Consider the following 22967-nt stretch of genomic DNA (forward strand, 5'->3'; position numbering starts at 1 on the left):
GGTACGCCTCAAAAAAATACTTACTTTTATTTACTAAAGACCCAATTTTTAGTACAATACTACTATGAAAATTTTGATTACATCGGGTGGTACCACTGAAAAGATTGATGCTGTACGTGGAATCACAAACCATTCAACAGGTTATCTAGGAAAGGAAATCGCTGAACTTTTCTTGGCTAAGGGTCACCAAGTAACCTTAGTAACGACCAAGACAGCGGTTAAACCAGAACCGAAAGAAAATCTAAAGATTACAGAAATTACGAACGTAGAAAGTCTTCTCAAAAAGATGGAGCCACTCGTCAAAGAGCACGATGTTCTTATACATAGTATGGCAGTCTCTGATTATACTCCTATTTATATGACGGATTTTGCTGAACTGGAGGACACCGAAGATCTCGCTCAATTCTTGCATAAATCTAACACTGAAAGCAAGATATCATCGGCTTCTGATTATCAGGTTCTTTTTCTTAAAAAAACACCGAAGGTCATTAGCCTCGTCAAACAATGGAATCCTGATATTCAATTGATTGGCTTCAAACTTTTGGTTAATGTAAGAAAAGAAGAGCTTTTTGAGGTTGCTCGTGCAAGTCTGAAACGCAACAAAGCTGATATTATTGTTGCCAACGACTTGAGTGATATTACTCCAGATCAGCATATTGCCTATCTTGTTGACGAAAAAAACGAGGAGAAAGTTACGACTAAATCTGCAATTGCTCAAGCTTTATTTGAAAGGATATGCCATGACTAAACGTATCATCCTTGCTGTTTCAGGATCAATATCCGCCTATAAAGCAGCTGATCTAACAAGCAGGTTAAAGAAAAAAGGTTATGACGTTCACGTCATTATGACTGAAGCTGCTCAAGCCTTTATCACCCCTCTGACACTTCAAGTTCTCTCGAAGAACCCCGTTCACACTGATGTCATGGAAGAAAAATTAGCTGAACGTATTAATCATATTGACTTAGGAAAAGAAGCTGACCTCTTTATTGTAGTTCCAGCTTCAGCAAATACCATTGCAAAATTAGCACATGGTATGGCTGATAATATGCTTACTGCTACTGCTTTAGCTTTACCTAACACTACCCCAAAACTAATTGCCCCTGCAATGAATACGAAAATGTATGAAAATCCATTGACTAGGAAAAATTTAGATACTTTGCATGACCTTGGCTACCAAGAAATTCTTCCAAAATCAGGATTACTGGCTTGTGGAGATACGGGACGCGGTGCCTTAGCTGATATCGATGACATTATTGAATCCATTGACAATGCTTTAACAAAATAGCCTTGTAGAGAATAAAAAGGAGTTTATGATGAATAAGAAAAATAAAGCAAACCAAACAGCGCAGTTAGCGCTCTTGATAGCGACTATGGTTGTTATCGAAGTACTTAGTCAAACCATCTTTGCCGCTTTTGTACTTCCAATTAAACCAACCCTAACGCACATCCCAGTTATTATTGCTAGTATCGTCTATGGTCCTAAAATTGGAGCCTATTTGGGTGGTTTCATGGGAATTATGAGTATTGTTCGTAACACAATCATTTATACGGTTAGTAGCTATCTCTTTAGTCCCTTTGTTGAAGGGGGAACTTGGGCATCTGCAGTCATTGCCATCGTCCCTCGCATCCTAATCGGTATTTTCCCCTACTTTGTCTACAAGTTACTTCAAAACCGTCTAGGTTTGATTCTATCTGGGGTTTTAGGTGCTTTCACAAATACATTTTTCGTACTTATTGGCATCTACTTCTTAATCCCTAACTTCTACACAGCGGGTGGAAAAACACTAATGGCAACCATTTTCACAACAAATTCGATTGCTGAAATGATTATCGCTGGCCTGATAACCCTAAGTATCACACCTGTGTTATTAAGATTGAAAAAATAAAGAAAAAACATGGTGATTACCATGTTTTTTTCTTTTAATTATGGTATAATGTAAGCGTTTAAAAATATAAAGGAGATTGCTATGTCTTACACTGAAAATTATCAAAAATGGCTCGACTTCGCTGAATTGCCTGCTTACCTTCGTGATGAGTTGGCCGCAATGGATGAAAAAACGAAAGAAGATGCCTTCTATACCAACCTTGAATTCGGTACTGCAGGTATGCGTGGTTTGATTGGTGCTGGTACTAACCGTATTAACATTTACGTTGTTCGCCAAGCAACTGAAGGTTTGGCTCAATTGATCGACTCAAAAGGGGAAGAAGCTAAAAAACGTGGTGTTGCTATCGCTTACGATAGCCGTCACTTCTCTCCTGAGTTTGCATTTGAATCTGCTCAAGTTTTGGCTGCTCATGGTATCAAATCTTATGTATTTGAAAGCCTACGTCCAACACCTGAATTGTCATTTGCTGTTCGTCACCTCCACACATTTGCAGGTATCATGGTAACAGCTAGCCATAACCCTGCTCCATTTAATGGTTACAAAGTATACGGTGAAGATGGTGGACAAATGCCACCTGCAGATGCGGATGCATTGACAGATTACATCCGTGCTATCGAAAATCCATTCACTGTCCAATTGGCTGACCTTGACGAAAGCAAAGCCAGTGGCTTGATTGAAGTTATCGGTGAAAACGTCGACGCTGAATATTTGAAAGAAGTAAAAGGTGTTAACATCAACCAAGACTTGATCAATGAATACGGTCGCGACATGAAGATTGTCTACACTCCACTTCATGGTACTGGTGAAATGTTGGCTCGTCGTGCTCTTGCGCAAGCTGGATTTGAAGCAGTTCAAGTTGTTGAAGCTCAAGCTGTTCCAGATGCTGACTTCTCAACTGTTAAATCTCCAAACCCTGAAAGCCAAGCTGCTTTTGCTCTTGCTGAAGAACTTGGTCGTAAAGTAGACGCTGATGTATTGGTTGCAACTGACCCAGATGCTGACCGTCTTGGTGTTGAAATCCGCCAACCAGACGGTTCTTACCTCAACCTTTCTGGTAACCAAATCGGAGCTATCATTGCTAAATATATTCTTGAAGCTCACAAAACAGCTGGTACGCTTCCTGAAAATGCTGCCCTCTGTAAATCAATCGTATCAACTGAGTTGGTAACTAAGATTGCAGAAAGCTACGGCGCGACTATGTTTAACGTTTTGACTGGTTTCAAATTTATCGGTGAAAAAATTCATGAATTTGAAACACAACACAACCACACTTACATGCTTGGTTTCGAAGAAAGCTTCGGTTATCTAATCAAACCATTCGTACGTGACAAAGATGCTATCCAAGCCGTTCTTATCGTAGCTGAAATTGCTGCTTACTACCGTTCACGTGGTATGACTTTGGCAGACGGTATCGAAGAAATCTACAAACAATACGGCTACTTCGCAGAAAAAACAATCTCTGTTACCCTTTCAGGTGTTGACGGAGCTGCTGAAATTAAGAAAATCATGGATAAATTCCGTGGAAATGCTCCTAAACAATTCAATAATACAGACATTGCTAAGACAGAAGACTTCTTGGAACAAACAGCTACTACTGCTGACGGCGTTGAAAAATTAACAACTCCTCCAAGTAACGTACTTAAATACATCTTGGCTGATGATTCATGGTTTGCCGTTCGTCCTTCAGGTACAGAACCAAAAATCAAATTCTACATTGCTACAGTTGGTGAATCTGAAGCAGATGCTAAAGAAAAAATTGCTAACATCGAAGCAGAAATCAATGCTTTCGTAGGCGAATAATACTTAAGACTTAGAGCTAAGCTCTGAGTCTTTTTTATACATGACAATACTAGGATTAGGTAAGCAAGTCACCTTTTTCATACTAAAACCACGAAACCACCTATAGATAGATCTATAGGTGGTATTTTTATGATTCAATTATAGAGCACCAACTTGTGAATGATGCTTAAACAAAGAATGAGTAGCTTCATGAATCTGACGAGCAGTTTCTGCATTATTCATGGTATAGAGGTGAACGCCTGCAACATCTTGCGTAACAAGGTCGACAATCTGGTCAATAGCATAGGCAAGACCTGCCGCTCTAAGTGACTCAGGATCATGTTCATACTTATCCAAAATGGCACGAAACTTACGTGGCAAATGGATATTTTCACAAGTCTTAAGCAAACGTAGAGCTTGGTTACGATTCAAGATAGGCATAATCCCAGCATGAATTGGTACGTCAATACCTGCCAAGGTACATTTATCTTGAAAATCATAGAAACGTTCATTGTCAAAGAAGAGTTGGGTTACAAGACTAGAACAACCTGCATCAACCTTTTTCTTGAGGTTTTGGATATCAGAGATTTGATTTGCTGAATCGGGATGCCCTTCAGGATAGCAGGCACCGATGATATCAAATTGAGGAGCTTTGTCCTTGATAAACTCAATCAAATCAGTGGCATATCTAAAATCTTTAAGAGGTTCCACACCTGGAATAATATCGCCACGTAGGGCTAAGATACGGTGTACACCAACAGCATCCAAGTCACGTAAGGTATCAGCAACCTTTTCTTTACTCAAATAGATAGCTGGAAGGTGAGCAATCGTTGGGATAGCTAGGTCATTTTGAATATGATCTGCCAAAGGAACCGTCGTCTCTTTGATATTATATTTGTTATTACTAGCTGTCACACTGATAAAGTGTGGGGCCAATCCTTGCATATCCTCGAGGGCACGTAGAATTTTTTCATTACCCACTGCTGGGTTAGGTGGAAAGACTTCAAAAGAGAGTGATGGTGTTTGGCTTGTCATATTTTATACCTTCTTCTTTTTAGATTTTTGTTAAGACAAAAGCAGTTTTAAGTGTCTACTGACTTCATAAGTAGCGTACACTTGTTAATCATAGCCTGCTTGCAAAAATCTTTAGAATATTATTAGCTATTGAAAACCTTCTACACTTAAGGAAGAAGGTCTTCAACGTATGATAACTTCTGCTTACAAGTTTTCGCGAGCTGCTTTTGCAGCTTCTACAAGCTTGATCAAGCTTTCTTTAGTTTCTTTGATTCCGCGAGTCTTCAAACCACAGTCAGGGTTAATCCAGACTTTACCACTTGGTACTTTAGCCAAGATTGCTTCAATAGTGTGGTCAATTTCACCGTCTTGTGGGACACGTGGTGAGTGGATATCGTAAACCCCAGGTCCAACTTCTGTTTGGAAGTTTTGTGCTTTAAGTTCATCCAAGATTTCAAGATTTGAACGACTAGCTTCAAATGAGATAACGTCAGCATCCAAGTTGTCGATGGCTGGAATGATATCTGTAAATTCTGAGTAACACATGTGAGTGTGGATTTGTGTGTCTGGTGCTACAGTTGAGTGTACCAAACGGAAAGCTGGAATTGCCCAGTCGAGGTAATCCTCATACCAGTCACTACGACGGAGTGGCAATTTTTCACGAAGAGCAGCTTCGTCAATTTGGATAATTTTTACGCCTGCAGCTTCAAGGTCAAGCACTTCGTCTTTGATTGCAAGAGCAATTTGAAGAGTTGAATCCTTAATAGAGATGTCCTCACGTGGGAATGACCAGTTAAGGATAGTTACAGGTCCAGTCAACATACCTTTAACAGGTTTATCCGTACGGCTTTGTGCGTAGCTAGACCATTTAACAGTGATTGGGTTAAGACGAGTGACATCACCCCAAATGATTGGTGGTTTAACCCCACGCATACCGTATGATTGAACCCAACCATTTTTAGAGAAGAGGTAACCTGACAAGTTCTGACCGAAGTACTCAACCATGTCATTACGTTCAAACTCACCATGAACAAGAACGTCAAATCCAACTTCTTCTTGCCATTTAATCCATTCATCAGTGATTTCAGCAAGGAAAGCATCGTATTCTTCTTGTGACAATTCATTCTTACGGAAAGCCAAACGTTTAGCACGAACTTCCTTAGTTTGAGGGAATGAACCGATAGTTGTGGTTGGAAGCAATGGAAGTTTGAAGGCATCCTTTTGAATCGCTTCACGTTCTGCAAATGCTGGCAAACGAGTGTAATCAGCTTCAGTCAAACCTGCAATACGAGCACGAAGCTCAGCATTGTCACCAACACGCTCAGTCGCAAAGAGTTCTTTGTTAGCAGCAAGGGCTTCTGCACCTTGACCATTGCGGATGGCATCCAAGTCACGCAATTCACCCAATTTTTCAACCGCAAAGGCGAAGTGGTCCAAAATAGCTGGTTCAAAATCTTCATTAGCAGTTGTAAATGGTACGTGGAGAAGTGAGCAAGAGGTTGTCAAAACAACATTTTCAGCTGGAACTTGTTCAAGAATTGCGAGGCTCTTCTCATAGTTGTTACGCCAGATGTTTTTACCATTGACGATACCGGCATAGAGAATCTTATCAGCTGGGAAACCACCTTTAACCAATTCAAGTGTTTTCTTACCTTCAACAAAGTCAAGACCAATACCATCAACTGGCAAGTTCACAAGGTCATTGTAGACATCACGAACATCACCAAAATAAGTTTGAATCAAAACTTCAAGGCCTTTCTTATCAGCCAAGAGCTTGTTGTAGAGGTTCAAGAAGAGAGCTTTTTCTTCAGATGTCAAATCTTTAACAAGAGCAGGCTCATCGAGTTGAATACGAGTAGCACCAAGCTCTGCCAATTTTGCAAAAACATCTTGGTATGCAGAAACAAAGCTATCTACGAAGTCTTCAGCTTTTACACCATCTTCAAAGTCAGACAATTGAAGGAAAGTGAATGGTCCAACCACAACTGGACGTGTATTAAGACCCAATTCTTTTGCTTCTTGGTACTCATCAAAAATCTTGTGACCAGCAAGTTTAACTTCTGTTGTTTTTTCAAATTTAGGAACGATGTAATGGTAGTTAGTATTAAACCATTTTTTCATAGGAAGGGCACGAACATCCCCTTTTTCACCTTGGTAACCACGCGCCAAAGCAAAGTAACGTTCAAGATCTGTCAAATCCAAGTTTTGAACAGATTCAGGTACGACGTTGAAAAGGAAAGCTGCATCAAGGAAGTTATCGTAATGTGAAAAATCATTTGAAGGAATTTCAGTGATACCCTTCTCTTTAACAATATTCCAGTGTTTTGCACGCAAGTCTTTGGCTGCTGCTAAAAGTTCATCTGCAGTAATTTCATTTCTAAAGTATTTTTCTGTTGTAAATTTTAATTCGCGGAATTCACCCAAACGTGGGAAACCAATGATAGTAGTTGACATCTTGTGTCCTCCTCTTTGTTGTTGAACTTATCTTACCAAAGAAATGGGTAGCTGTATAATTGCTATTAGTTTTCTCTATATATAGTTTTAGACTATATCCTATAAAATGTAGGGTTTCCGACTTCTGTTATCTCCTTTTGCTTAGATATCGTTATAGCTAATAACTATATATCGACTTACTAAATCCCTTTTTATATCAAAAAATCCCTAGACTTTTGTCTAGAGACTCTATTATTTACTAGGATCAGAACACTAAGCTCTATAAGTGCTCAATACCCTCTCTTGAAGCCAAGATGATGTATAAGACATATTCTCACTATTGTAACTATTCCAAATAAAATAACCAAAAATAGCCAATACTAATAAGAAACAAATTCCCAAGACGGCTAACCATATGATTTGTTTCTTTAAGCTATCATACTCACTCATATAGCCATTATGAAGTTTAATGAGTTCATTTCTTTTTTTGTTACTTGACTCTTTAGCAATAGCTATTTCTAGCTCGTACATCTGGTGCTTCCATGAATTCTTAGAAGTGCCTTTTTTCATTTTATTGTTTGAAAGGTTGCTGTTGCCTTTCTCAAAGTTATTTTTTTCAGTCATATTTCCCTCTAAAATCTTCTTTTAGTCCCTATCATTATAACATATGTAAAACTGTCTGAAAAGTTCATTTTTGGTTAAAATTTTGAGAAAGATAATTAAAACATGAAAAAGAACCAGAGGGAAACTTCTTATGTTATACTCTAAGTATGCATAAGAAAACTGTTATTGATTTTAAAGAACTTGGTGGCAGACAAATCTTTACAGACGCCATTAAAGAACTAAAAACAAAGGACATTAAGGAAGTCAAACCCCTTTTAGATGAACTCGAAGCCTATCAAAATGAAGGTTATTATGCAGTAGGTTATGTTTCCTATGAGGCAGCCCCTGCCTTCGAGACAAAATTTCAGGTTATTGATGGTCCATTAATGTCTGAGTATCTCCTCTACTTCACTGTTCATGAAACTGTTCAAACAGAGCCTATTCCACTTACTTATGACCCTATTACCTTACCAAAATCTTGGCAAGAGCTAACTTCTGCTGAGGAATACAAGGCTGCTATTGAGCATATACACCACCATATTCGACAAGGTGATACTTATCAGGTCAATTATACTGTTCAACTTCAACAGAACCTGACAGCTGATCCCTTTGCCATCTACAATCGATTGGTTGTTGAACAAAATGCTCATTACAATGCCTTTATTCAGCACGATGATGTTTCTATCATTTCTATAAGTCCAGAACTCTTCTTTAAAAAAGATGGCGATAAGTTGACTACTCGTCCTATGAAAGGTACTACCAATCGAGGTTTAACAACTGAAACTGACCTTGCACAAGCAAGATGGCTAGCTCAGGACCAGAAAAATCGCTCTGAAAATATGATGATTGTCGATCTTCTTAGAAATGACATGAATCGTATTTCTAAAATAGGAAGTGAAGATGTCAAGAGCCTTTGCCAAGTTGAACAATACTCTACAGTTTGGCAAATGACTTCGACAATTGAAACGCAACTCCTGACAAATAGAAGTTTATGCGATGTCTTCCAAGCCCTTTTTCCATGCGGATCGATTACAGGTGCCCCCAAAATAGCAACCATGGAGATTATTAAGAAGGTTGAAAAACAGCCTCGAGGTGTTTATTGTGGGGCTATTGGAATCTTGGTGCCACAGGGACTTAGTATTTTCAACGTAGCCATTCGGACACTACAAATGGAAGAAACCAAGGCTATCTATGGTGTCGGAGGGGGGATTACCTGGGACAGTAACTGGGAATCCGAATACGAAGAAACCAAGCAAAAAGCTGCAGTTCTGTACCGTCAGAACCCAAAATTCGATCTCATTTCTACCGGTCGTATTCATCAAGGAAAACTCCTCTTTCTGGAGGAGCATATAAAACGTTTACAAGAGAGTAGCCGATACTTTGACTATCCTTTCAATGCAGAAAAAGCGCACAATCAAGCCACAGCTCTGTGCCAATCACTAGACCTTAACACAGACTACCGTCTTAAATTGTCCCTTAAAAAAGATGGTGAACTGAAGTTTGAACATAGCCAATTAACAAACTTATCTGATGACTTTTGCCAAGCAAGATTAGTTGAGCAAAGACATCCGTTGGATAGCCCCTATACCTTCTTTAAAACAAGTTACCGTCCTCACCTTAGTATCGAACCTCACGAACAAATCTATTATAATCACGAGGGACAACTCCTAGAAACCTCTATCGGTAACATCGTTCTTAAAATCGAAGACCAACTCTACACACCACCAGTTCACCTCGGCCTCTTAAATGGCATCTACAGACAAAGTCTTATAGCTGAGAATAAGCTGAAAGAAAAAGTCCTGACTGTAAAAGATCTGAAACAGGCTCAGGCCATCTACGGATGTAATGCGGTAAGAGGGTTGTATGAATTGAAGGTGGAGGGAGATAATTATATCTAAACAAAAAAAGCGAGTTCTTTGTTCTTTCCTACTCTTACTAAAGAAACTTCAATATTCTATTGGTAAAAAAATCAACCATTTAGTAGTAAAATAAAGTATAATACTTACTGATAGTTATTCCAGTTATCTTGACTGAAATGACGAACTATTTGGCTTTAAATTTATTAGACTTAAAACTGAGTAACAATTTAGAAAGGATACAAACCTTAAATGAAAAAATTTAAAGGCTTGACTTCTGCTGAAGTTCAAGCAAGTAAAAACGCTCATGGCGATAATAGGCTCTCTAGTAAAGAGGCTAACTCGCTCCTCTCAATCTTTATCGAAGCCTTCCAAGATCAATGGATTCTTATCCTCTTGGCTGCCTTAGGATTAAAAATCATCTTCAACTTTGTTGGAATGATTTTCCCTGCTATTGGTGAAGCTAATTGGTACGAGGCTATCTCACTAATTTTCGCCATTTTGATATCTACTGGATTCTCAGCAGTCTCACAATACCGCAATGAGCAAAAATTCAACACTCTTCAGGAAGAGGCTTCGAAAACTAATGCAAAAGTTTATCGTGATGGTAAACTTAAAGAGGTTCTCGTTGATGATATTGTAAAAGGTGATCAGATTCTCCTTCAATCAGGGGACAAGATTCCAGTTGATGGTATCATCTTGGAAGGTGAGTTAAAAGTCAACCAAGCTGTCCTTAATGGTGAAAGTGAAGATGCTAAAAAAATTCCTCTTGGTAATCAAAAAGAGCCAGACTCTTCGGATCTCTTTACAGAGCTCAAAGTCTTCCGTGGTACAGTTGTTACTTCGGGTGAAGCTGTTATGGAAGCTACACAAATTGGTGATAACACCGTTCTTGGAAGCATCAATACTTCACTTCAAGAAGATAGTAAAGATTCACCATCTAAAGAGAAACTTAACAAGCTTGCTGGTAATATCGGTGTCCTCGGTTATAGTGCAGGTGCTGCATACTCAGTAATCAACCTTGTATTAGGCTTTATTGCCCTTAATAAGGCTAATAACCTCAATGGTGGTTCAATCTTCCTTCTTATCATTGAAACGATTCTCTTTGCAGTTACAATCATCATCATGGCTGTTCCAGAAGGTCTACCAATGATGTTGGCACTCGTTTCTTCAATGAACTCAGGTCGACTTTTAGCACAAAATATCTTGGTTCGCCATCCTGATACCATTGAAACAGCCGGATACATGAATATCCTCTTCAGTGATAAGACTGGTACCATCACAGAAGGTAAACTATCTGTAGTTGACTTTTTCCTTGCTGATGGAACACTTTATGCGGCTACTGGTGAAACTGATGCACCTGATTTTGACACAATGTCAGATAGCCTTAAAGCTGAGATGATTAATGGTATCGGTCTTAACAACGATGCCATGGTAGCTGATGGCAGTGCTGTTGGTAGTAACGCCACTGACCGTGCACTTCTTGATTTCCTTATTGGTCGTTCTCAACTTGATTTCGATACGAATACAATTACTGAGAAGCAACAATTCAACTCAGCAACAAAATTCGCAAGTGTAACGACTAAGGACGGAAAAACTTACATCAAAGGTGCTCCAGAATTCATCCTAAATGACTGCTACTACTATCTTGATAAAGATGGTAATAAACAAAACTTTACAGATGATATTAAAGCTCGTTTCCAAGAATTGTCATTGGAACAAGCTAACCGTTCAATGCGTTTGCTTGCTATCCTAAATACAGATGGTAATGATAAAGTCTTGATTGGTATCGTATGTATCCGTGATAACGTTCGTTCTTCAATTAAACAAACTGTTGAAACAATGAACCGTGCGGGTGTTCAAGTAGTTATGGTAACTGGTGACCGTAAAGAAACCGCTGTTGCTATCGCTAAAGAAGCCGGTATCGTCACTGGAGAAAATGACCTTGTCCTTACTCACGATGAACTCTCTGCCCTCTCAGATCAAGAACTTAAACAACAATTGCCTCACTTAAAAGTGGTAAGTCGTGCCCTTCCAATGGATAAAAAACGTCTTATTGAGGCAGCTCAAGACCTTGATATGGTCGCTGGTATGACAGGTGATGGGGTCAATGACTCACCTGCCCTAAAATCAGCTGATGTCGGTTTCTCAATGGGTGATGGTACTGAAGTTGCACGTGAAGCTTCAGATATCGTTATCTTGAATAACTCATTGACTTCGATTGAAAAAGCCGTCCTCTATGGACGTACTATGAGTAAGTCAGTAAGTAAATTCATTATATTCCAGTTAACCGTAAACGTGACGACTATTGCCATGTCGCTTCTCTCACCACTTTTGGGCCTCAAAGAGCCATTTACAATTATCCAAATTCTCTGGATTAACCTTATCATGGACACACTTGCTGCCCTTGCATTTGGTGAAGAGCCTACGCTAGACCGTTATATGAATGAAAAACCAGTTCCTAAGAAGGCAAACATTCTTACTGGATATATGAAATCTGCTATTGGTGTAGCCAGCGTCTTCATTACTCTTGTATGTTTAGCCATTCTAAAAAATGTTGGTGGTATCCAAGACTTTATCACAAATGGAACTGGCAACTTTGAAATGGTAACAACATTCACATTTACAGTATTTATCTATGCTGTCATCTTCAACTCACTTAACACACGTAGTAATGGATTCAATGTTTTTGAACATATCAGCGAAAACAAGAAATTCTCAATTGTAATGATTTCTATTGCTGTCGTTCAAACCTTGATTATTCAATTCGGTGGTAAAGTATTTAGTACCGTTCCAATGGATGTTGAACACTATATCGTTGCTCTTCTTATCGCGGTTTTGATTATCCCTGCAGATTTAATTCGAAAAGCTCTAACTAAAAACAAATAAGATCTGTTTAAGGCAATACAAAACTTCAAAGTGACAAAAAGGGGCTCTTTGTCAACTGTAGTGGGTGACGAAAAGCTAACATCTAGAGAGGACCAGATAGGTCTTCTCTTTTTGTATATTCAGAGTGATGAAAACACGCTTCCTAAAGTTGATAAAATTTTTAAAACCGAAGCCCAGACGTTTAATATCTTTGATAAGCTTATTGGTCCCCTCCAATTTTGCATTTGAGTAATGTGTTTCTAGTGCATTTTTGATGTATTGTTTATGTTTACGAAAAGTCCTAAAGACTGTTTTGAAGTAATGATTGACCTTGCTTATATTCTCCTCTATGAGTTCAAAAAACTCATCCCCCCTCTTCTCCTGAAAGTGAAAAAGCAAAAGCTGATAGAGGTTATAATAATTGGCGAGTTCTTCTGAGAAATTCAGTGTCTTCTCAACGACTTCATGTGGACATAATGTTTGATGGAAGGTCTTTGAGTAAAAAGGGTTGAGAGATAACTTACGGCTGTCCTTTTGGAAGAGTCTCCAGTGATTTTTTAAAGCTCGATAAGGTAGTGACTTCTTATCAAACTGGTTCATAATCGCAATTCTTGTCTTTAAAAAGGCTCGACCAAGGTGCTGGATGATGTGGAAACGATCAATAATGATTTCGGCATTTGGAAAAAGTCTTCGAGCTAGTGGGATATAGGCTCCTGACATGTCCATCGTGATAAACCGTACCTTTTGTCGTACTTTCAATGGATACTTCAAAAAGTAGTTTCGAATCGTGGTTTGACGGCGATTATCAAGGATGGTTATGAGTTTGTTGGTCTCATAGTTTTGCGCCACAAAAGCGAGTTCACCTTTCTTGAACCCAAACTCATCCCAGGACATAACCCTTGGGAGTTTGTCAAAATGTTCCTTGAAAGTAAACTGATCAAGCTTACGAATGACAGTGGAGGTCGACACACGAAGTCTTCTGGCAATATCTGTTAGTGACACCTTTTCAGTAAGGAGTTGTGAGACCTTTTGACGGACTAGATTTGAGATTTGGCAGTTTTTCTCAACGATTGATGTCTCAGCCACCGTGACTCGTCTACAGCCTTTACATTGGAAACGACGTTTCTTAAGACGTAGTAGAGTTGGAGTTCCCGCTTGCTCGAGAAGAGGGATTTTAGAATGTTTTTGAAAGTCGTACTTGATCATCATTCCATGGCAATGAGGGCATGATGGTGCAGGGTAATCGAGTTTTGCTTGAATCTCGATATGAGTGTCAGTTTCGAAAACAAGTGAAATCTTGATATTTTGGTCTTTAATTCCGATTAATTCTGTGGTATTCTTAATAAGTCTCATAAGTTCTTCCTAATGATGGTTTGGTTGCTTTTCATTATAGTTCTTATGGGACTTTTTGTTTACACTCAAAAAGCTCTATAATCTCTACAGTGGTTTTACCCACTACAGAAATTATAGAGCCCAAAAAGGATTGGGTTAATCCCCAATCCTTTTTAATAAATTCTGAAGGTACCTATAAAAAATAATAAGAGCAATATTATTCTCCTATTACTCTATAACAAAAAGGCTTATTAAAGCCTATTTGTTATATCCTGATTTATTAAGTAACACTACTTAAACTGACTAGGAGCCCCTGTATAACCTGCCCAATCCTTACTATAAAAGCGGTCGTTCAAGTTATAGCTAGGTGCAGGTGTTGGATTACTTACAAATGGATCAACAGCCTTGTCAAAGGCTACCCATCCTTTCCATCCCATATGAATGGTGTCTTGCATAAAGTAAGGTTGATCTCCATCTTTTGAGAAGTCTGCAATATTGGTAAAGCCTTGACTTTCCAATTGATAACGGATTTTAGAAACCGTAGCATCATACATTTCTTGACTAAGTCCCGTATAAGCCATCCACTTGCTATTAACAGGTGGGATGACAAAAATGACATTAGTATTTGACTTAGCAAATTGATTTAGCACCAACTGTAGGTCACCGTATTCTTGTGAAACTTCATAAGAAAGATTTTTCTGGAAACCTTTAAGTTTACCAATCTTCTTAGACAAACGTTTCTTATAGAAACGGTCATCGATACCAAAGTCGTTTGACTTGGTATGGGCTTCTGCATCTCTTACAGCAACCTGATCAAGTGCCTCATAAGAGAGCTTGTCTGGCAACTCTTTAAGATAAGGAAGAACTTTCTTCTCGTAATTAGCGTTATTTGAGGCTGCTAAAGGACTAAACAAGGCATCTTCTCGCTTATTAAGCTCTGCCATAAATTGAATATAAGTCTTATCAAGTGAATTTAACTCTTGCCCCTTAGCCACTTTAGAAAGTTGAGATTTCATAGTAATCTCAGGCTTCATCTCTAAGATACGTTGAGCTGCATACTGAGAATTTGCATCCGTCTGAGTTTCACTTAAGAAACTACTAAGTTGGTCGTTATTGTAGAACTGCTGAAAAGCTGCAGAATTATACCCCTTTTTAGTAAACCATTGTGGAGACAAGACGTACACAGCTGTACCGTTGTGTAATTCTGGAAGCATTTGTTGCATTCCCAAATATTGGTTTAGAGATGCAGCACCACGTTGTCCAATAAAGTATGGGCGATAGTTACGGTCGTACTTTTCAGCTAAAACAGCTGGATGAAGAGCATCAAAACGCAACCACTCACTTGACCCAAAGAAAGGGACAAATCGATGCTTCTTATCTGAAAGAGCTGTAGTTTTGTTCATCCGACTCTTAAAGTTTTCATTTGTCAGTGTTACTGCACTACGTTTTTCAGCCACATAACTATGTTTTCTGCCTTGTGGGTAGGCATATATAACTACCACTACCAAGACCAAGGCACAAATTACTGGACCAAAAATCTGCCATAAACGCTTAAGCATTGCGAAGCTCCGTTACCCCTTCAACAATCTTATTAGCTGTGTTCCAGTCATCACGACCAAATTCTGAAACTGGTACACGAATATCGAAACGTGATTCCAATTCAACGATAAGCTCAACTGTTCCCATTGAATCGAGAACACCAGCATCGAAAAGGTCTTCGTCCATCATGTCAGAAACATCTTCCATGAAAAGTTCATCAATAATTTCAATAACTTCTGATTTTACATCCATTTTTATAATTCCTTTACTTATTTTTTAGCGAACCAGAGGTCATTCAAGAATCCAGAGAAAATCAAGAATGACAACATAACAGTGTTAAATGTAATAAAGATTCCCAAAGCCTTCGTCCATCTATTTTCAGGAAGTGGCTCAAGACCAGCTTTCTTACGTTCTTTATTAATGGTCTTCTTCTTGCGCAACCAGGCATCATTAAGGCCTAGACCAATACCATGGAAAATACCGTAAGCAATGTAGTACCAAGTAACCCCATGCCAGAATCCCATAACCATCATATTAATGACATAGGCCACATTTGAAGTCGTGTTACGATTTTTGAAAACTTTATTTCGCATCAAAACCATAACCAAACGCATAAAGATAAAGTCACGGAACCAGAAAGACAAGCTCATATGCCAACGATTCCAAAATTCTTTCAAGTCTCGTGAGATAAAAGGTTTGTCAAAGTTGATTGGGCTCTTAATCCCCATAAGGTTAGATGCTGCCAAGGCAAACATTGAGTAACCCGCAAAGTCAAAGAAGAGATCAAAACCGAAAACATACATGACACCAAGTGTTGGTAAATTAAAGATACCACCTTGAGCCAAAGCTTGTGCTTTCAGTGAAGGCAAGAGCATACTTCCGAAAATCTGCGCCAAAACAAACTTATAGAGGAAACCAAGCATGATATATTTTACAGCTTGCTCCAACATATTCATCAGCTCGTCTCGCTCAGGAATTGCTTGATAGTCTTCGTTAAAGCGTCTGAAACGATCAATGGGACCACTCGTAAAGGTTGGCATAAAGAGCATAAATCGGAGGAACTCTCCAAGTGTAAACTCTTTAAGGACACCATCCCGCATCTCGATAATCATTCCAACTGATCGAAAGGTCAAGTAAGAAATACCAAGAAAGTTTAAAAGCGACTGAGTACCATTTATCGCAGGCTCTACCTTAACAAAAATCAAGGGAAGGACTACAAGAAACGAGTGTAAATAGAAAACCCATTTATTATCCTTTTGACTGCGGTAATGTTTGTATGAATAAACCCAAATGATTTGCCAAACGATATAGAAGAGTAAGGCTAGTAATTGGCTAGCATGTGTTCCTGTCAGAGCGAGAACAATAAAGGCTAGACTTACCAAACACTCATAAATCGCAAAACGCTTTTTAAAGAAGAGACCCACAAAGATTGGCAATAGAGCTAATCCAAGATAGATAAAATAGAAGGGGTTACCGTAGGCTTCTAAATGGGGGAGCTGTTTCAAGAAGTCAATCATCGGTTGTTAACCTCACTGATAAGACCCTTGATATCAATTTTCCCATTTGGTGTTAAAGGCAAGCTCTCACGATAGAGGAACTTAGTAGGCATCATGTAAGACATCATGATATCTTCTAAGTCAGCCTTAATCGCCTTGGTGATATCAATTTCACGTTCAAACTGCTCACGAACACCATCCTTAAGAATCACATAAGCCAAGAGATTCTGAACCTTATGGTCTTTATTGTAACGTGGCACAGCTACTGCTGAATCAATATACTTAGACTTATTAAGGTTTTGTGAAACATCCTCTAGCTCAATACGGAAACCATTAAATTTAATCTGGAAGTCCATACGACCACCGTAAAGAAGGAGACCTTCATCAGTCATCGTTCCTACATCACCAGTATGGTAAGCAGGAAGGCCATTAAACTCGAAGAAGGCTTCCGCAGTCTTTTCAGGATTGTTCATATATCCTTTTGAAACTGCTGGTCCTGATACGATGATTTCACCCTGTTGACCATTTGGAAGGATATTGCCATCCTCATCGATAATATAAGTCGGTGAATCTTCCTTGGTATAACCAATCGGCAAGCGCTTAAGGTTAGCCAGCATCTCATCAGTTACTGCTACTGCTGATAAGGCGACAGTTGCTTCAGTTGGTCCGTAAGCATTAATAATACGTGCTTCTGGGAAACGTTGGCGAAGCTTTTGAGCAGTCTTGACAGTCAACTCTTCTCCGTCAAAATAGAAATGCGTAATTTCTGGCATCTTCTCTGCATTGAAGTCTTCTGACAACATTGCCATATCTGCAAATGATGGTGTGGATGTCCAAATGGCAATTGGAAGAGAGAAAATCGTTTCAAAGAGCTTCTTGAAGTCCTGTGTAATGGCTGAAGGAAGCGCATAAAGTGTTCCTCCAAGTGCCAATGTTGGTGCCCAGTACATTACCGATAAGTCAAATGAATAAGGCGGTTGAGCCAGCATTTGAGGACGTTTTGGAGTTGCAAATTCCTTGTCCGTAATCATCCAGTTAGTGAAACTGAGGAGATTATTGTGTGAAATTTGTACCCCTTTAGGCTTACCTGTAGTTCCTGATGTAAAGATGATGTAATAAGTATCATCCCCCTTAACAGGATGAGTCACTTCGTAGCTAGTCTTGCTTTCAAAAGCTGTTGTCACTTGGTCCAATGTTAAGATTGGAGCTTGGATATCCTCAAGTGGGAAGTCATTGATAGCAATAATCAGACTAGGCTCTGCTACTTCAACAATTGCCGTCACGCGCTCAAGAGCTGAGTGACTGTCAATTGGAATATAAGCGTGACCAGATTTAGTCAAAGCGACAAAAGTTGCCAACATTTCATACTCTTGACCACCATAAACCACAACAGGTGATTTTTCTGGAATATCAAGACTATCAATCTTGGCAGCTAGGCTATCCGAATCAGCTTTTAAGTCACCGTAAGTGTGAACTTCCCCTAAAATATTGTAAACAGGAAAGTCAGGTTGTGATTGGGCAAACTGCTCAATCGTTTCGATCATATCTTTAATTTTTGTATTCGTCATTATTCTTCCTAAAATTCGTTATAGATAAAATTACCTTGACCTTGTCCTAGGTAATTGTAGAGATAAATTAGGGCCATAAAAATGGCGAAATAAAGCAAGGTTTGTCCTAAAAATACCAGGACGTTTTTATGTTTTAACATTCTAATTTTCGATACTTTTTTTTATATAATATCCTCTTTAGTTTACCATCTTATCAGTATTTTTTCCAATAAAAAAGAAAAAATAACTAAATTTCATTTCTTTTTCATCAATAGTTTTTAGTGATAAATGGTTAGCTAAAATGATAAAATCATAACCACCCGTCTAACGGGTGGTTTGATCAAGGGCTATAAGCCCATATTACCAGCCAGCGCCTAAAGACGCTGGCTTTCACTTTGTTCAAGCCTTATTGCTTTTGACTCGTCACAAGCCTCTCAAAGAGGCATTCGCATTACTTACCATTATCCCTAAAGGGATTTTCATATTCTTTAACGCTTAATTTGTCCAAAGCGATATCATGCTTCTCTTGTTCCTGGATATATTTCTTAATTGTGGCTTCATTTAGTCCTACCGTACTTACATAATATCCTTCTGCCCAAAAATGTCTGTTCCCAAATTTATATTTTAAATTGGCGTGTTTATCAAACATCATTAAGGCACTTTTACCTTTTAAATATCCCATAAAACTAGCTACACTCATTCGTGGTGGTATACTTACTAGCATGTGAACATGATCTGGCATTAAGTGGCCTTCTATTATTTCAACGCCTTTATATTGGCATAGTCTATGAAAAATCTCTCCCAGACTACTCCTATATTGATTATAGATTATTTTTCGTCTATACTTAGGTGTAAATACAATGTGGTACTTACACATCCATTTTGTATGTGATAAACTGTGAGCTTTTTGCGCCATAGTCTTAACTCCTTTCGTTTTACAATTGGCTTGAACACCCATATTGTAACTCGTTTGGAGTGTTTTTGTTATGACGGTATAACCTTCGATGCGCACCCGCATAGCGGGTGGTTTATTTGTTTCGCACCTTCGGAGCGAAACGGACTTAAAGTCACAAAAAGAAAACAGAGCTTAAAAGCTCTGTTGGATTTAACTATTTTGTGTCTTTTGGGCCGTCTGCATACGATAATACATTCCCTTAGCTTGCATCAGTTGTTCATGGGTTCCGTGTTCAACGATATCCCCATTATTCATGACCAAAATTATGTCCGCATTTTCGATGGTAGACAATCGATGGGCAATGATGAAACTTGTTCGACCTTTCATTAATTTAGCGAAGGCCTCTTGAATGAGGAGCTCTGTACGAGTATCAATACTAGAAGTGGCTTCATCCAAGATTAAGATTTTAGGCACATTGACAAATATGCGGGCAATAGTCAAAAGCTGACGTTGTCCCTGAGAAAGGGATTGCCCCGCGTCATTCAAGTAGGTGTCATAGCCTTTAGGCAACTGCTGAATAAAGAAATCTGCATTGGCAGCCTTGGCCGCTGCTATGACTTCTTCACGACTGGCTTCTGGATTTCCATAGGCAATATTATCATGAATAGTGCCGACCTCAAGCCAAGTTTCCTGCAAAACCATCCCAATCTGTTTCCGAAGACTCTCACGGGTATAATCTGTAATAGGTCTACCGTCCAGTAGAATATTTCCCTTGTCCAAATCATAGAAACGCATGAGCAAGTTAATCAAGGTAGATTTTCCCGCTCCTGTAGGACCAACAATGGCAACAGTACTTGCGGCAGGGATATCAATGCTCAAATCCTTGATAAGAGGTTTATTAGGCAAATAGCCAAACTGGACATGGTCAAATTGAAAACATCCCTGCACATCTGCTTCTTCCAAGACCGCCTTACCTGTTTCTGTTATTTCCTCTTCATCCAATATCATATAAAGGCGATCAGCACAGGCCAAAGCACTTTGAAGTTCAGATAGGACAGATGAGATATCATTAAAAGGTTTCGTATACTGAGTCACATAATTTAGGAAGGTGGTCAATTGTCCCACTGTGAAAGCACCACCCGACATGATTCGATAGGCCCCAACACCTGCAATAAGAGCATAAATCAGACTATTGACAAAACGTGTAGCTGGGTTAACCGCTGACGAATAAAAGATAGCCCCCTGTGAATAATCAGCATACTTACCATTGACGTCTTTAAAACTCCTAACCATCTGGTCTTGAGCATTTAGACTCTGAACCAAAGCTTCTTGAGTTAAACTTTCCTCAATCAACTGAGTCTGCATGCCTCGCCATTTAGTTTGATTGCGATAGAGTTGGTAGCTCTTCTTTGCGATAAAACGTGCCACAAGCATTGAGAGAGGCGTCATCACTAGAACTAAGAGCATCATGAACCAGTCTAAACGAGCCATGGTAATGATTATGACAAAGATAGTTAAAAGCCCAACGAAAAATTGGTTAAAGACCATAAGAAGTCCGTTGTTTAACTGATCACTATCTGTAGTCACACGGCTAACCATGTCTCCAGTTCCTTGACGGTCAAGGTAACTAAGAGGCATAGCATGAATTTTCATCATGACTCGTTCACGTAAACTTTCGCTATATGAATAAATCAATCGATTATAAATCAAAGGGTTAAGCCACTGGATCGCACTATTAGCTAAGATAACTACAAGCATCTGCCAAATTAAACGTGACATCAATAGAACGGCGTTCATCTTAAGAACAGCGTCCACTGCATCACCAATTAAGATAGGTAAGTAAACCGTTAAGGCAACTTGAATAATGGTCCCAACAGTTGCTAAGGCAAAGAGGTAACGCTGACTTAAGATATCTCTACTTAAACGTTTAAGCGTTGATTTATTATTTCTAGCCTTCATCAGCGACCTCCTTTTGGTGTTGAGAATAATGAATGTCTTGATAGAGTTTATTAGTGTTAAGCAATTCTTCATGATTACCCAAGCCAACTTGATGTCCCTTATCAAGCACCAAAATTTGATCAACAGCTTTTAGACTATTTGTTCTTTGCGAAATAATAATCAAACTCATTGATTTAAGATTGTCTCTGATAGCCGCTAGTAGGCGGCTTTCAGTCAAGTAATCTAGGGCTGAGGTGGAGTCATCCAAAATCAAGAATGGTGCTGGTCTCATCAACGCACGCGCAATAGTCAAACGTTGACGTTGCCCTCCCGAAAAATTACGGCCAAATGACTCAACTGGCTCATCTAAACCAAGGTCCTTATCCCTTACAAAATCAGCAGCCTGAGCCATGTCAAGCGCATGCCACAGTTCTTGCTCACTCGGTTCATGGTCAAGTCCTAATGACAAGTTTGAACGAATGGTTCCTCTAAATAGCTCAGCTTTTTGCGGGACGTAGGCAACCCAAGAACGCCACTCTTTAAGGGTTTTTGGTGATTTTTGATCTTTGAAAATAGCTAGCGAACCAATCTGAGGCTGATATAAGTTCATGATTAAGTTCACCAATGTCGATTTACCCGAACCTGTACCACCAATAATACCTAGTGACTGACCTTGAGTAAGACTTACATGAATCTCTTGAAGTGATGGCTGACTAGCCGTAGGATAGGTAAAGGTCATCTGATCAATAGCTAGCACTGTTGAAGCCTGACTAGAAGTTCGGACTTCTAAAGGTGCCTCAATATCCTCATCTTGAAGTTCAAAAATAGCTTGTACCCGTTTTGCTGAAATAAAGCTTTGATTCAGATTGGTCAGCATCATGGCTAATTTAAGAAGCTCCGTCAAGATTTGCAAGAGATAATTGACCAGAGCAATCAGCATACCTTGAGACAAAAGGCCAGCTTGAATTTGAAGATTTCCTTGCCAAAGGATAGCAATCAAGGTCATATTAACAACCAAGAAAGTCAAAGGACTAATGAGACTTGCTATCACTCCTGTTTTGAGCTGCCACTTCTTCAAGTCTTTATTGACAGTAGTAAAGTTATCTAATTCACGCTCACTCTGATCAAAAGCCCGAATAACCCTCATACCTTCAAGTTGTTGACGCGTATTGGTAACAATTGATTCATTAATCAATCGAATCTTGGCATATAAAGGATTGACGATGCGACTGGCTAGTACAATAATAAGGGTCAATACCAAGACCATGCCAAGAAACCAAAGGGTCAAGCGTGGACTGATTCGGAATGCCATAATAATGGCTCCCGTCACGATAATCGGTGCCCTCAAAAAGAGCCTCAAAAATTGATTGATGCCCGTTTGGATTTGAAAGGTATCACCAGTCAAACGTGTCACCAAACTTGACGTTCCAATCTCATCCCGCTTTTCCTTTGATAAACGCATGATCTTCGCATACAAATCATTGGTTAAACCTCGGGCATAGCCAACGGCTGCTCTGGATGAAAAATACTGTGCTGAAATAGCAACAACAACCCCAATAACGGCAAGTCCGAACAAGAGAAAAATCATCATAAACAGATGATTTTGGTCTTTATTTGGAATAGTTGTGTCGACAATTCCAGCAATCACTAGAGGGACCAAGAGTTCGAAACTGGCTTCGATTAATTTAAAAACGGGTCCCAGGATACTGTCTTTGATGTATCCTCTAAAATACACTAATAATGCTTTCATTTGTCTTTCCTAAGTTTAACGTCCTTACTC

The 22967-nt window shown here is 39.1% G+C and carries 17 protein-coding genes and 1 pseudogene; 6 read left to right on the plus strand and 12 right to left on the minus strand.

The window, feature by feature from the left end; genetic code table 11:
- The first annotated feature begins 64 nt into the window (after positions 1-64).
- The 4 genes from ACWPVZ_RS08085 to ACWPVZ_RS08100 all read left to right on the plus strand — a co-directional run bounded on the left by ACWPVZ_RS08085 (position 65) and on the right by ACWPVZ_RS08100 (position 3687).
- The gene (locus ACWPVZ_RS08085; protein WP_037600832.1) at positions 65-748 is read left to right on the plus strand and encodes a phosphopantothenate--cysteine ligase; all 684 of its coding nucleotides are present in this window, start codon (positions 65-67) and stop codon (positions 746-748) included.
- A complete protein-coding gene (coaC, locus tag ACWPVZ_RS08090) occupies positions 741-1286 on the plus strand; it encodes a phosphopantothenoylcysteine decarboxylase (RefSeq protein WP_037600829.1) in 546 nt (181 codons plus the stop codon). Before ACWPVZ_RS08085 ends, coaC begins: the two co-directional genes overlap by 8 nt.
- A gap of 28 nt (positions 1287-1314) precedes the next feature.
- Complete coding sequence (locus ACWPVZ_RS08095) at positions 1315-1887, plus strand: ECF transporter S component (protein ID WP_084914458.1); 573 nt, start codon at positions 1315-1317, stop codon at positions 1885-1887.
- 81 nt (positions 1888-1968) lie between these two features.
- Positions 1969-3687, plus strand: a complete 1719-nt coding sequence (locus ACWPVZ_RS08100) for a phospho-sugar mutase (protein WP_347104991.1) — start codon at positions 1969-1971, stop codon at positions 3685-3687.
- 138 nt (positions 3688-3825) lie between these two features.
- On the opposite strand, the gene metF is transcribed toward ACWPVZ_RS08100, so the two are convergent.
- From metF to ACWPVZ_RS08115, 3 genes are all read right to left on the minus strand, one after another.
- Positions 3826-4701, minus strand: a complete 876-nt coding sequence (metF, locus tag ACWPVZ_RS08105; protein WP_347104989.1) for a methylenetetrahydrofolate reductase [NAD(P)H] — start codon at positions 4699-4701, stop codon at positions 3826-3828.
- 183 nt (positions 4702-4884) lie between these two features.
- Entirely contained in the window at positions 4885-7134 is a 2250-nt protein-coding gene (gene metE, locus ACWPVZ_RS08110; protein ID WP_454381777.1) for a 5-methyltetrahydropteroyltriglutamate--homocysteine S-methyltransferase, read from the minus strand.
- Positions 7135-7386: 252 nt separating this feature from the next.
- A complete protein-coding gene (locus tag ACWPVZ_RS08115) occupies positions 7387-7737 on the minus strand; it encodes a hypothetical protein (RefSeq protein WP_037600816.1) in 351 nt (116 codons plus the stop codon).
- 146 nt (positions 7738-7883) lie between these two features.
- Between ACWPVZ_RS08115 and pabB the strand changes: the two genes are divergently transcribed.
- Positions 7884-9614, plus strand: coding sequence for an aminodeoxychorismate synthase component I (pabB, locus tag ACWPVZ_RS08120; protein WP_454381778.1), 1731 nt, complete (start codon positions 7884-7886; stop codon positions 9612-9614).
- Positions 9615-9824: 210 nt separating this feature from the next.
- Positions 9825-12461 (plus strand): calcium-translocating P-type ATPase, PMCA-type, encoded by a 2637-nt coding sequence (locus tag ACWPVZ_RS08125; protein WP_454381779.1) that lies wholly within the window; start codon positions 9825-9827, stop codon positions 12459-12461.
- Between the two features lie 82 nt (positions 12462-12543).
- On the opposite strand, the pseudogene ACWPVZ_RS08130 reads toward ACWPVZ_RS08125, so the two are convergent.
- The 9 genes and pseudogenes from ACWPVZ_RS08130 to ACWPVZ_RS08170 all read right to left on the minus strand — a co-directional run bounded on the left by ACWPVZ_RS08130 (position 12544) and on the right by ACWPVZ_RS08170 (position 22937).
- A pseudogene (locus tag ACWPVZ_RS08130) lies at positions 12544-13793 on the minus strand (ISL3 family transposase).
- 269 nt (positions 13794-14062) lie between these two features.
- On the minus strand, positions 14063-15331 hold the full coding sequence (dltD, locus tag ACWPVZ_RS08135) for a D-alanyl-lipoteichoic acid biosynthesis protein DltD (protein WP_454381780.1): 1269 nt from the start codon (positions 15329-15331) through the stop codon (positions 14063-14065).
- The gene (gene dltC / locus ACWPVZ_RS08140; RefSeq protein WP_002891149.1) at positions 15324-15563 is read right to left on the minus strand and encodes a D-alanine--poly(phosphoribitol) ligase subunit DltC; all 240 of its coding nucleotides are present in this window, start codon (positions 15561-15563) and stop codon (positions 15324-15326) included. Before dltC ends, dltD begins: the two co-directional genes overlap by 8 nt.
- Positions 15564-15580: 17 nt before the next feature.
- Complete coding sequence (gene dltB, locus ACWPVZ_RS08145; protein ID WP_454381781.1) at positions 15581-16828, minus strand: D-alanyl-lipoteichoic acid biosynthesis protein DltB; 1248 nt, start codon at positions 16826-16828, stop codon at positions 15581-15583.
- Positions 16825-18375, minus strand: a complete 1551-nt coding sequence (dltA, locus tag ACWPVZ_RS08150; RefSeq protein ID WP_454381782.1) for a D-alanine--poly(phosphoribitol) ligase subunit DltA — start codon at positions 18373-18375, stop codon at positions 16825-16827. The genes dltB and dltA overlap by 4 nt, the downstream gene beginning before the upstream one ends.
- A gap of 8 nt (positions 18376-18383) precedes the next feature.
- The gene (locus ACWPVZ_RS08155; RefSeq protein ID WP_002885174.1) at positions 18384-18515 is read right to left on the minus strand and encodes a teichoic acid D-Ala incorporation-associated protein DltX; all 132 of its coding nucleotides are present in this window, start codon (positions 18513-18515) and stop codon (positions 18384-18386) included.
- Positions 18516-18805: 290 nt separating this feature from the next.
- Complete coding sequence (gene tnpA, locus ACWPVZ_RS08160) at positions 18806-19270, minus strand: IS200/IS605 family transposase (protein ID WP_002883780.1); 465 nt, start codon at positions 19268-19270, stop codon at positions 18806-18808.
- Between the two features lie 189 nt (positions 19271-19459).
- Positions 19460-21208 carry an ABC transporter ATP-binding protein gene (locus ACWPVZ_RS08165; protein ID WP_454381783.1) on the minus strand — a complete coding sequence of 583 codons (1749 nt, stop codon included), beginning with the start codon at positions 21206-21208 and terminating at the stop codon, positions 19460-19462.
- Complete coding sequence (locus tag ACWPVZ_RS08170; protein WP_454381784.1) at positions 21198-22937, minus strand: ABC transporter ATP-binding protein; 1740 nt, start codon at positions 22935-22937, stop codon at positions 21198-21200. The genes ACWPVZ_RS08165 and ACWPVZ_RS08170 overlap by 11 nt, the downstream gene beginning before the upstream one ends.
- Positions 22938-22967 lie beyond the last annotated feature (30 nt).

The sequence above is a fragment of the Streptococcus sp. Marseille-Q6379 genome, assembly GCF_965119505.1.

Excerpts from the sequence above, each read along its gene's own strand:
- pabB (WP_454381778.1), top strand. The coding sequence starts at position 7,884 with ATGCATAAGAAAACTGTTATTGATTTTAAAGAACTTGGTGGCAGACAA.
- tnpA (WP_002883780.1), bottom strand. The coding sequence starts at position 19,270 with ATGGCGCAAAAAGCTCACAGTTTATCACATACAAAATGGATGTGTAAG.
- ACWPVZ_RS08115 (WP_037600816.1), bottom strand. The coding sequence starts at position 7,737 with ATGACTGAAAAAAATAACTTTGAGAAAGGCAACAGCAACCTTTCAAAC.
- metE (WP_454381777.1), bottom strand. The coding sequence starts at position 7,134 with ATGTCAACTACTATCATTGGTTTCCCACGTTTGGGTGAATTCCGCGAA.
- coaC (WP_037600829.1), top strand. The coding sequence starts at position 741 with ATGACTAAACGTATCATCCTTGCTGTTTCAGGATCAATATCCGCCTAT.
- ACWPVZ_RS08085 (WP_037600832.1), top strand. The coding sequence starts at position 65 with ATGAAAATTTTGATTACATCGGGTGGTACCACTGAAAAGATTGATGCT.
- ACWPVZ_RS08165 (WP_454381783.1), bottom strand. The coding sequence starts at position 21,208 with ATGAAGGCTAGAAATAATAAATCAACGCTTAAACGTTTAAGTAGAGAT.
- dltB (WP_454381781.1), bottom strand. The coding sequence starts at position 16,828 with ATGATTGACTTCTTGAAACAGCTCCCCCATTTAGAAGCCTACGGTAAC.
- dltC (WP_002891149.1), bottom strand. The coding sequence starts at position 15,563 with ATGGATGTAAAATCAGAAGTTATTGAAATTATTGATGAACTTTTCATG.
- dltA (WP_454381782.1), bottom strand. The coding sequence starts at position 18,375 with ATGACGAATACAAAAATTAAAGATATGATCGAAACGATTGAGCAGTTT.
- metF (WP_347104989.1), bottom strand. The coding sequence starts at position 4,701 with ATGACAAGCCAAACACCATCACTCTCTTTTGAAGTCTTTCCACCTAAC.
- ACWPVZ_RS08125 (WP_454381779.1), top strand. The coding sequence starts at position 9,825 with ATGAAAAAATTTAAAGGCTTGACTTCTGCTGAAGTTCAAGCAAGTAAA.
- dltD (WP_454381780.1), bottom strand. The coding sequence starts at position 15,331 with ATGCTTAAGCGTTTATGGCAGATTTTTGGTCCAGTAATTTGTGCCTTG.
- ACWPVZ_RS08155 (WP_002885174.1), bottom strand. The coding sequence starts at position 18,515 with ATGTTAAAACATAAAAACGTCCTGGTATTTTTAGGACAAACCTTGCTT.
- ACWPVZ_RS08100 (WP_347104991.1), top strand. The coding sequence starts at position 1,969 with ATGTCTTACACTGAAAATTATCAAAAATGGCTCGACTTCGCTGAATTG.
- ACWPVZ_RS08095 (WP_084914458.1), top strand. The coding sequence starts at position 1,315 with ATGAATAAGAAAAATAAAGCAAACCAAACAGCGCAGTTAGCGCTCTTG.
- ACWPVZ_RS08170 (WP_454381784.1), bottom strand. The coding sequence starts at position 22,937 with ATGAAAGCATTATTAGTGTATTTTAGAGGATACATCAAAGACAGTATC.